6 protein-coding genes are annotated in these 8210 nt (G+C 59.5%); 1 reads left to right on the plus strand and 5 read right to left on the minus strand.

Annotated elements, in window-relative coordinates; all coding sequences use genetic code 11:
- Positions 1–199 precede the first annotated feature (199 nt).
- Positions 200–3574, plus strand: coding sequence for an AAA family ATPase (locus Q3C01_RS36215; RefSeq protein ID WP_458150063.1), 3375 nt, complete (start codon positions 200–202; stop codon positions 3572–3574).
- On the opposite strand, the gene Q3C01_RS36220 is transcribed toward Q3C01_RS36215, so the two are convergent.
- From Q3C01_RS36220 to Q3C01_RS36240, 5 genes are all read right to left on the minus strand, one after another.
- Positions 3537–5069: a winged helix-turn-helix domain-containing tetratricopeptide repeat protein gene (locus tag Q3C01_RS36220; RefSeq protein ID WP_458150064.1), complete on the minus strand. Its 1533-nt coding sequence runs from the start codon at positions 5067–5069 to the stop codon at positions 3537–3539. The genes Q3C01_RS36215 and Q3C01_RS36220 overlap by 38 nt on opposite strands.
- Positions 5070–5257: 188 nt before the next feature.
- Positions 5258–5740 (minus strand): GNAT family N-acetyltransferase, encoded by a 483-nt coding sequence (locus Q3C01_RS36225; RefSeq protein ID WP_458150065.1) that lies wholly within the window; start codon positions 5738–5740, stop codon positions 5258–5260.
- A gap of 276 nt (positions 5741–6016) precedes the next feature.
- Positions 6017–7009 (minus strand): alpha/beta hydrolase family protein, encoded by a 993-nt coding sequence (locus Q3C01_RS36230; protein ID WP_458150066.1) that lies wholly within the window; start codon positions 7007–7009, stop codon positions 6017–6019.
- A 285-nt stretch (positions 7010–7294) separates the two neighbouring features.
- Positions 7295–7603 carry a hypothetical protein gene (locus Q3C01_RS36235; protein ID WP_458150067.1) on the minus strand — a complete coding sequence of 103 codons (309 nt, stop codon included), beginning with the start codon at positions 7601–7603 and terminating at the stop codon, positions 7295–7297.
- A gap of 22 nt (positions 7604–7625) precedes the next feature.
- On the minus strand, positions 7626–7934 hold the full coding sequence (locus tag Q3C01_RS36240; RefSeq protein ID WP_458150069.1) for a hypothetical protein: 309 nt from the start codon (positions 7932–7934) through the stop codon (positions 7626–7628).
- Between the last annotated feature and the right edge of the window lie 276 nt (positions 7935–8210).

Here is an 8210-nt window from a genome sequence, read left to right on the forward strand (position 1 = left end):
GTCTCACCGAATGTTCGACATACCAGTGATGTCCTAGTCGAGAAGACTTTGAACAATCCGTACGCTGGTACCTGCGATCGCAACAGAAGTTTTAGCTTGCCTACGGGAACATCCGTGCGCAGGATAATCGCGCAGTCTCGCCGTGCCCGGTCGGCGAATCTTGGCGTGGCCGCCTGAAGCGTTCGGGTTGTGTGCCAAGATGACCGATCTGCAGCACTGGCTGGAAGAGATTGGACTGGCTCAATATTTCGAGCTGTTTGCCAGGAATGACGTTGATTGGGAAATCCTGCCGGATCTGACCGAAAGCGAGTTGGAAAAACTCGGCGTTTCTCTGGGGCACCGGAAAAGGCTCATCAAGGCACTACAGGCTCGTTGCGAGACGTTGCAGGTCTCCAACCGACCTGTTGATCCCAGGTCGACGCCGGCGGCAGCCCAGAGTGCCGAGAGGCGCCACCTCACTGTGCTCTTTTGTGATCTCGTAGGTTCGACTTCGTTGTCTGGGCAGCTCGATCCCGAGGAGACGCGTAAGATCCTTTTTGACTTCCAGCGCTGTTGTGGTGACGCCATTCGTCGCTATGACGGGCATATAGCACGTCTTATGGGCGACGGAGTTCTCGCCTATTTCGGCTTTCCATCGGCCCACGAGGATGATGCCGAACGTGCGGTGAAGGCGGCTTTGGAGATCGTTCAGTCAGTTCCAGCCGTAGCCATACCGATCGCCGGAAAGCTCGAGGTCCGGATCGGTATTGCAAGTGGCCTCGTGGTTGTCGGTGATCTGATCGGGGAGGGGCCTTCGCGCGAATTCGCGCTCGTCGGCGATGCGCCAAACCTGGCGTCGCGCTTGCAAGCCTTGGCCGAGCCCAGCCAGATATTGATCGCTCCGCGCACTCGGCTCCTGCTCGGCGGGCTGTTTGAATTTGCCGACCTTGGTGATCACAATTTTAAGGGATTTGAGCGACCGGTTCGTGTGTGGCGGGTCGTCGCGTCAGGTTCGCTATCGAGTCGCTTTGAGGCGCGCACTTCATCGCATTTGACGCCCCTGATCGGTCGGCAGGATGAAGTGCGCCTGTTGCACAAGCAGTACAGCAAGGCGAAGCAGGGCAAAGGCCAGATGGTCCTGATTTCCGGCGAGCCTGGAATAGGCAAGTCTCGGCTCGTCCTGGCCCTGCGACACCGACTGGCCGAAGAGAGATACGGTTTCCTGCAATTTCAGTGCTCGTCGTATCATACGAGCAGCGCGCTACATCCAGTCATTCATTACCTGGAGCATGCCGCCGATATGACTCGCGATATCTCGCCTGCGGTTCGATTGAACAAGTTGGAGGACCTGGTACGCCGGACGACAGAGCAAGCCAAATCAATCGTTCCGCCGTTAGCCGCGTTGCTGTCAATTCCGATAGGAGATCGTGACCTTCAGCGAGAGCTGACGCCCGAGCAGCTAAAGGGCCAAACCTTCAGCGCTCTCCTCGCTCTGCTGCAGGCCAGTGCCGAGCAGCAACCGGTTGTTCTCGTATTCGAGGACGTACATTGGGCAGATCCAACCTCCCTGGAGCTGCTTCGGCGCATCCGCGACAACGTCAAGAATTGGCGGATGTTGGTCGTCCTGCTGCATCGTCCGGATCTTACTCTGCCTTGGGCCGAACAACCGCACGTGACCTCGTTGACGGTCAATCGATTGGATCGGCAGCAGGTGACTTCGATGCTCCAATCTCTGACCAAGGGCAAAGACTTGCCGCGGACTGCAATCGATCAAATTCTGGTCAAGACGGATGGCGTGCCACTCTTTGTCGAGGAAATCACGAAGGCAGTCCTCGAAAGCGGAGGCATTGGATCGCGCGAGGAACGTTCTGGTGCACATTCCATGCTGCTGGTGCCAGAAACATTGCATGACTCGCTAATGGCTCGTTTGGACCTGCTCGCACCAGCGAAAACCGTCGCTCAGATCGCATCCGTGATCGGTCGTGACTTTTCCCTTGAGCTGCTGAAGGCGACGGCCCCGTTCTCGGAAAGCGATGTTCAGGCAGCCGTCGATCGGTTGCTGGCATCCGGTCTGGTGTTCCGAACCGGTCACCTGAGCGATCAGAGCTTCTCCTTCAAGCACGCACTCCTTCGAGACGAAGCCTATGCGAGCATACTCAACGACCAACGCCGAAAGCTTCACGGAAGAATCGCGGACATCCTATGCAGAGACTTCCCGAAAGATGCTCATGCTGCTCCTGAAATCGTTGCACAGCACTATGCCGAAGCTGGCAGAGCCAAACTAGCGATCGATTATTGGACAAGGGCTGCTCGGCAAGCCAGCGCCCGATCTGCTTTTGTCGAAGCCAGTACCCACCTTCAATTGGCTCTCAAGCGGCTGACCGAGTTTCCCTCGGACATGGAGCGCGATAATCTCGAGTTGCAATTGCAGCTGTCGCTGGGAAACGCCTTCGCGGCTTCAAAGGGGTTTGCCGCCACGGAGACCGTTGAGGCCTACAAACGGGCGCTTGACCTGTGCAGCACTGCCAAGAATTCCGATCAGAGATTTGCGGTACTCAATGGGATCATTGCCTTCCATGTCACGCGAGGCGACTTCGAGCAGTCTCGGACATTGGCAGAGGAGTTATTGGCGAGAGCCCAGCAGCAGGACAATCCGATGCCCAAGCTGATCGGGCATCGTGCTCTCGGCCAGGCGCTGTTTCTGATCGGCGAACTGGCCGCTGCGCGTGACCACCTGGTGGACTCGCTCGGATTGTACGATGAGACGCATCACGCACCGCTCACCCCGATTGTCTCGCAAACCTATTTGACGCTTGCGTCTACGCTGCTCGGGGACATCGATCGGGGCCTGGCATTTGGCCAAAACGCGGTGCGACTCGCCGAGCAGCAGCGGCATCCGCATAGCCTCTGTAATGCGCTCGCTTTTCTGGCGGGAGCGCATGTGCTACGTGGCGACCCTGAGGCAGGTTATCCGATTGCCGAACGAACGGTCGTGCTGGCCTCCGAGTATGCTTTTCCGCTTTGGTTGGCTGGCGGCCGAATGCTGCGAGGCTGGGCAAGTTGTCATCTCGGAGATGTGGAAGAGGGCCTTCCTGAGCTTCGCAAGAGCGTGAGGGCGCTGGAAGCGACTGGTGCGCTGATCTGGGTGCAGTTCGCCCGCTATCTCCTGGCCCAGGCCCTCGCGAAATCAGCACAGGTCGCCGATGCCATGAAGCTCGTTGATCAGACGTTGCTGACCGTAGCTGGAACGAGCGGACGCTGGTACGAGGCCGAGCTTCATCGGTTAAAGGGCGATTTGCTGGTCGGTGGAGGCGGCTCTCCAGCAGCCGCAGAAATCTGCTACGAAAAGGCGATAGCTGTTGCCGCACGGCAGGGAGCGCGGCTTTGGCAATTGCGCGCCTCGAATGCCCTTGCCGGGCTATGGTGCAATCAGGGCAAGATGCCGGAAGCGCACGCCTTGTTGACCCCACTCGACACTAGCTTTGACGGGAAGACCATCGTACCGGATCTGCGGCGCACGAAGGCGTTGCTTGCCGAAGGCGCAGTGGCTGAGGGGTTCACTCCGGAAGTCCGGCCTTGCGCAGCCCCTCGATGATCATCCGACTCCGTTGACCACGCGCCATCAGTTTCGATATCCGGAATTCAGGTTCGATCTCGAGAAGTCGGGTCGCCGTCTTCTTGGCTTCCATATCCTGCCCAAGGTGCGTGAGCGCAGCCGCAAGGCAGCGATGGGCCGCCCCGTAAGTCTTGTCCCTTTGTAGAGCCTTCCTGGCGGACGCGACTGCCTCATCGAAACGACCGAGGTCGATCAATGCACAGCCGATCCCGACCAGATTTGAAACGAGTAGCCGGTCAAATGGACTCAATCGAATCGCACGCTCAAAGCTCCTGATCGCCTCTTCAGGCCGCCCCGCTGTGAGGTAAGTCCAACCTCGATGGACCCATGCGTCGGCCGCATTAGGGTTGGCAGAAACCGCGCGGTCGGCCAGGTCTTTGGCGGTATCGAAATCGGAAGTCCACATCGACGTTGCGCGGCTAAGTGCGCTCAACGCCTCACAGTCGTTCTCGTCAATGCGAATTGCCAACCGGAGCAGCCGAAATCCTTCCGCAATCGCCGCAGCTTGCGACTTCGGATCGGCCGCCCATTCCTCTGCAACATTTACGAAGTGGCAGGTGCCCGCAAGGGTCGCAGCAAAGCCGTACCCCGGGTCAATCTCCAATGCGCGAGAAGCAAGCCGAAGCGCCTCGGCTGCTCCTTCGGGGGTGCGCGAGTTCAGATGCGGTACCGCTCGAAGGCAGAGGTCGTAGGCACTCAGGTCGTTCGGCCGACGTGCCGCCAAACCGATTTCAATTTGAAACATTTTGGGTGCAACGGCCGAGACGACACTCTCGGTCATGCGATCCTGGAGAGCGAATATATCGGTCAGGTCACCCTCAAAGCGATCAGCCCAAAGGTACATCCCCGTCGCGGCATCGATCAGTCGGCCAATGATGCGGACTTTTCCCGCTGCCTTGCGCACGCTGCCCTCTAGCACGTATCGCACACCGAGTTCGCGCCCGACCTGCTTGATGTCGACGGCTTTGCCCTTGTAGGCAAAACTGGAATTGCGTGCGATCACGAAGAGAAATTTGAACCGTGACAGCGCAGTGGTGATTTCGTCCACCATGCCGTCAGCAAAATAGTCCTGATCGGGATCACCGCTCATGTTTTGGAACGGCAATACCGCTATCGAGGGTCTGTCCGGAAGCGCGGGGACTGATTTGGACGGATCTACGCGATCGTCGGGAAATGCGATGGGTCCGGGGACTTCCAGCACTGGCCCGAGGAAGCGGAAGCCCTTGCGTGGTAGGGTTTTGATGAGGCGCTGCTCCTCGCCGGAATCGCCAACAACGCTTCGAGCGACATTGAGACGGGTCGTCAGGGCTGCATCCGATACGACGCGGCCGTTCCAAATGGCATTGATTAAATCGTCCTTGCCGACCACGCGCTCCCTGTTGCGGATCAGATATTCGAGGAGGTCGAATACCTGCGGCGCAACGGAGATCATTTCCGTCCCGCGACGCAACTCGCGCCGGTCGGTGTCGAGCACGAAGTCCTCAAAGTGGTAGCGCAATCTACCAGTCCTTCAGGGGCTTCTGATCGTGGCAGCCCTGAACCTAGACAATAGGCGCTGGCGACGAGAATGTAAGCCGAATGTGTGCCATGCCTTCGACCGCGCGATGGGTTTCGCGTCCGCCTTCGCTCACTACGGCGGACAGTTGCTCGACCCATCCGTACTTACGTTCCAGCCAGCTCCGTCAGCTTTGCGCCGGCCAGGCGGAAGAACCGTTTCTCCTGGAGCGCCCGCCCGCCGAGCATCTCGTAGAACCGTTGAAGTCCTGGATCATCCGCATCGACAGTCCAATCGATGCGAGCGTGGCCCTCTTGCCGAGCCATTGTGGCCAGTTGCGCCACAAGCCGTTTCCCTAATCCGCTCCTGCGTCGTTCGTGACGAACGTAGAGCTCTTTCAAGAAAAAGCCTGATGTCAAACCGGGCCCAGGATAGATGGCGCTAAAGCATGCAAACCCGGCAATCCCGTCGTTCTCATAAGCAAGCAGAATTCGCGATCCCGCGGGCCTCGTCCTCAACCCGTCAATGATCGATTCCCGCGCGGGGCAGCGGGCGCGATAATGAGCTTGCATTTCGATCAGGGCATCGGCCATGTCATCGAAATCGGTTTCGGCAATCTCCCTGAAAACCGTCAGAGCAGTGTCGCCCATGGTCCATCGATCCCTGTGGTTTGCCGAATATCCAGCCCGTTTCCGAGCGCGATGATCCACCTTTGCACCTGGTTCTGTTTCGTGTCGAGGTGAATGGAGGCGTGCTGTTGAATAGCAGTCAGGTGTAGGACGGGTTGAGGGAGCGAAACCCATCATCTCTCCCAGGAAGCTCAAATGGACGACTACGAGCGTCGTCTGGGTCCGGCTGCGCGATGGGTTTCGCTCCGCTCTACCCATCCTACGAGCAGGCCGAAACCCGGCCCCCTCAGGGGCTGATCAGCTCTTGCCAAATGCCTTTCGGAGGAAGGCCAGCACGGCGGCGTTGAACTCCGTATGAAAGGCGACCCGGTCGAAGCCGGGGCGGTCGGTGCATATATTGGGAAGTCTCTTCGCCAAATCCGGCGCGCAAGGTGGAAGGAATGCGTAGTGACCGGCGCCCGGCACAAGATGGTAATCGGGTTTGACCGGCAGGTCGCGATCAATCGCTGAAACATAGGCCGGCGTGACTTCGCCGCCGGTCCTGTCTTCTCCACTCAGCTCCGACGCCCAAAGTTGAGTTGGGATTTTCACGCTCTTTAATCCATCCGGATCGAACAATGGACCGAAAGCCGGATCGGCTATGACAAGGGCCTTTACGCGCTGGTCATGCCCGAATGCTTGTGTCGGAATCTCGTTTCGTCGCAGTTCTGCGCAGCTCGGTTTCGGAGAACCCTCGGGACAAAATGCGACAGCTTTTCGGAGATCGGGATTGCCGCCTGCGACGACCAGGCCCGTGTAACCGCCTCTCGAGAAGCCAAAGAAACCGATATTTTGACGATCGAGTTTCGAATGATCAGGCCATGCGGTGAGCATGTAATCGATCACTCTCGTGATATCGGCCGGACGCTCCGTCCATGCGGCGAGCGTGTCCGCACGGCTCATATCGCCGCCTCCTGCGTCGACCGGATGGTTGAGCGCGACAACGACGAACCCGCCATCGGCGAGTGCCTCGGCGGTGTCATGGTGGCCGACGAAAGATCCGCCGTAGCCATGCGAGATCACGATCAATGGCAGCTCTTCGCCGGATACAACACAGTCCTGTGTTGCAGGCAGAGTGGTCGTGCGGAATTTCACCTCGCCCGCCTTTTCCAGGCAAGGAGACCACACGGCTGCTCGGATCTCCGGAAAGCCGGCCTCGGCTGGCACCGTGATCAGACGAAAACCGGCCGCCTGGACGAGCGTCGCCATCAAGCAGAATGCGGATGCGAGCGTGAACTTGAGGAGGTGCATGCGTGCTCCCTTCAGCCATTCCTGGTCTTGCCGCAGGTTTGTTCGTGGAACAGACCAGTGCGCCACCCACGTATCCAGCACCCGGATCTTTGCTACCGCCTCAGCGAGGCGACAACGTGCTCTCGCTGAACTTCATGGCAGGGCCAGGCCGGTCTGCAAACACACATTCGCGCCAGACGGCGTTGTGCATTGTGCCGGCCAGCCGCCGCCGAGCGCCATGAACAGAGAGCCGCGTCGCTTCCGCCTGCACGCGAGTGATCGCAGACGCGAGGCCGGGCGTTGTCGTCAGAACGGGAATGCGAATCCCCGGACGGGAGTGCGGCTGTCGAATCCAAATCCCGTGGCAGGTCCCGTGCGGTAATGGCCGTTGTAATAGCCGACCACGGGGCGACCAGTTGCCGGCGGCGGACATGCGAGGTCGGCGCGATCGGCCAGGAGCGACCGGTGCTCCTGATAGCGGGTTCGCCAGCAGTCGCAGTTTTGGTCGCACACCATCCGCACCTTGGCGACCGGAGGCCGATCGCTGCGATCGACAGCAGGGCCGGCTGCTGCGAGCAGGGCGACTTGAACGAGGCCGAGAAACAGATTTGCCATAAAGGCTCCTAGGGCACTGCGGCTATTGGGGCGGCGTCAGCGAGACGGCCCATGCATCCCGAAGGCGCTCGCAATCGAACCAGAACGTGTCACCCCGGCGAACGACGGTCTGCCAGGGCGTATTCCTGGCGAAGGTTGAGACGACCGTCGGGCCGTGCGGATAAGTCACGCGCACCGTGGCCTTGAGCAGCCAATAGCCGGGCAGTGCATAGGGGAGCTCTTCGGAGGAGAGAACCTCCGCATGACAGTGCGATGACGTCGCGGCGCCGGCCGCGCCGGTGGAGAGGAACGCCAGTGCAAGGGCGACAGCAGGGGTGATTCCGTGTCTCATGGCGAGCTTTCAGTTGAAAGAAGCGGCACTGTTCGGCGCTGCGGCATGATGGCTTCCCCGGCCGGCTCGTGGTAAGATTCGGTTCGGCGCTGGATGGCACGTATGCGGTTCCTCGGTCTTTTTCTGCGGACGCTCTTTCTCCTGGTGGTGATTGCGATCACCGTCCGTGTTGCGGCACCCCAGAACGAAACCCTGTGGTCGGCGTACGACACGCCGTCCGATATGTTTCGCTTCATCCTCGGCCTGACCGTCGGTGGCTTCGTTGCCGTCCAGATC

It is taken from the genome of Bradyrhizobium sp. UFLA05-109 (assembly GCF_054185165.1).

Bases quoted from the DNA above. Each gene is read 5' to 3' on its own strand.
- Q3C01_RS36230 (WP_458150066.1), bottom strand. From the start codon at position 7,009: ATGCACCTCCTCAAGTTCACGCTCGCATCCGCATTCTGCTTGATGGCG.
- Q3C01_RS36235 (WP_458150067.1), bottom strand. From the start codon at position 7,603: ATGGCAAATCTGTTTCTCGGCCTCGTTCAAGTCGCCCTGCTCGCAGCA.
- Q3C01_RS36225 (WP_458150065.1), bottom strand. From the start codon at position 5,740: ATGGGCGACACTGCTCTGACGGTTTTCAGGGAGATTGCCGAAACCGAT.
- Q3C01_RS36215 (WP_458150063.1), top strand. From the start codon at position 200: ATGACCGATCTGCAGCACTGGCTGGAAGAGATTGGACTGGCTCAATAT.
- Q3C01_RS36240 (WP_458150069.1), bottom strand. From the start codon at position 7,934: ATGAGACACGGAATCACCCCTGCTGTCGCCCTTGCACTGGCGTTCCTC.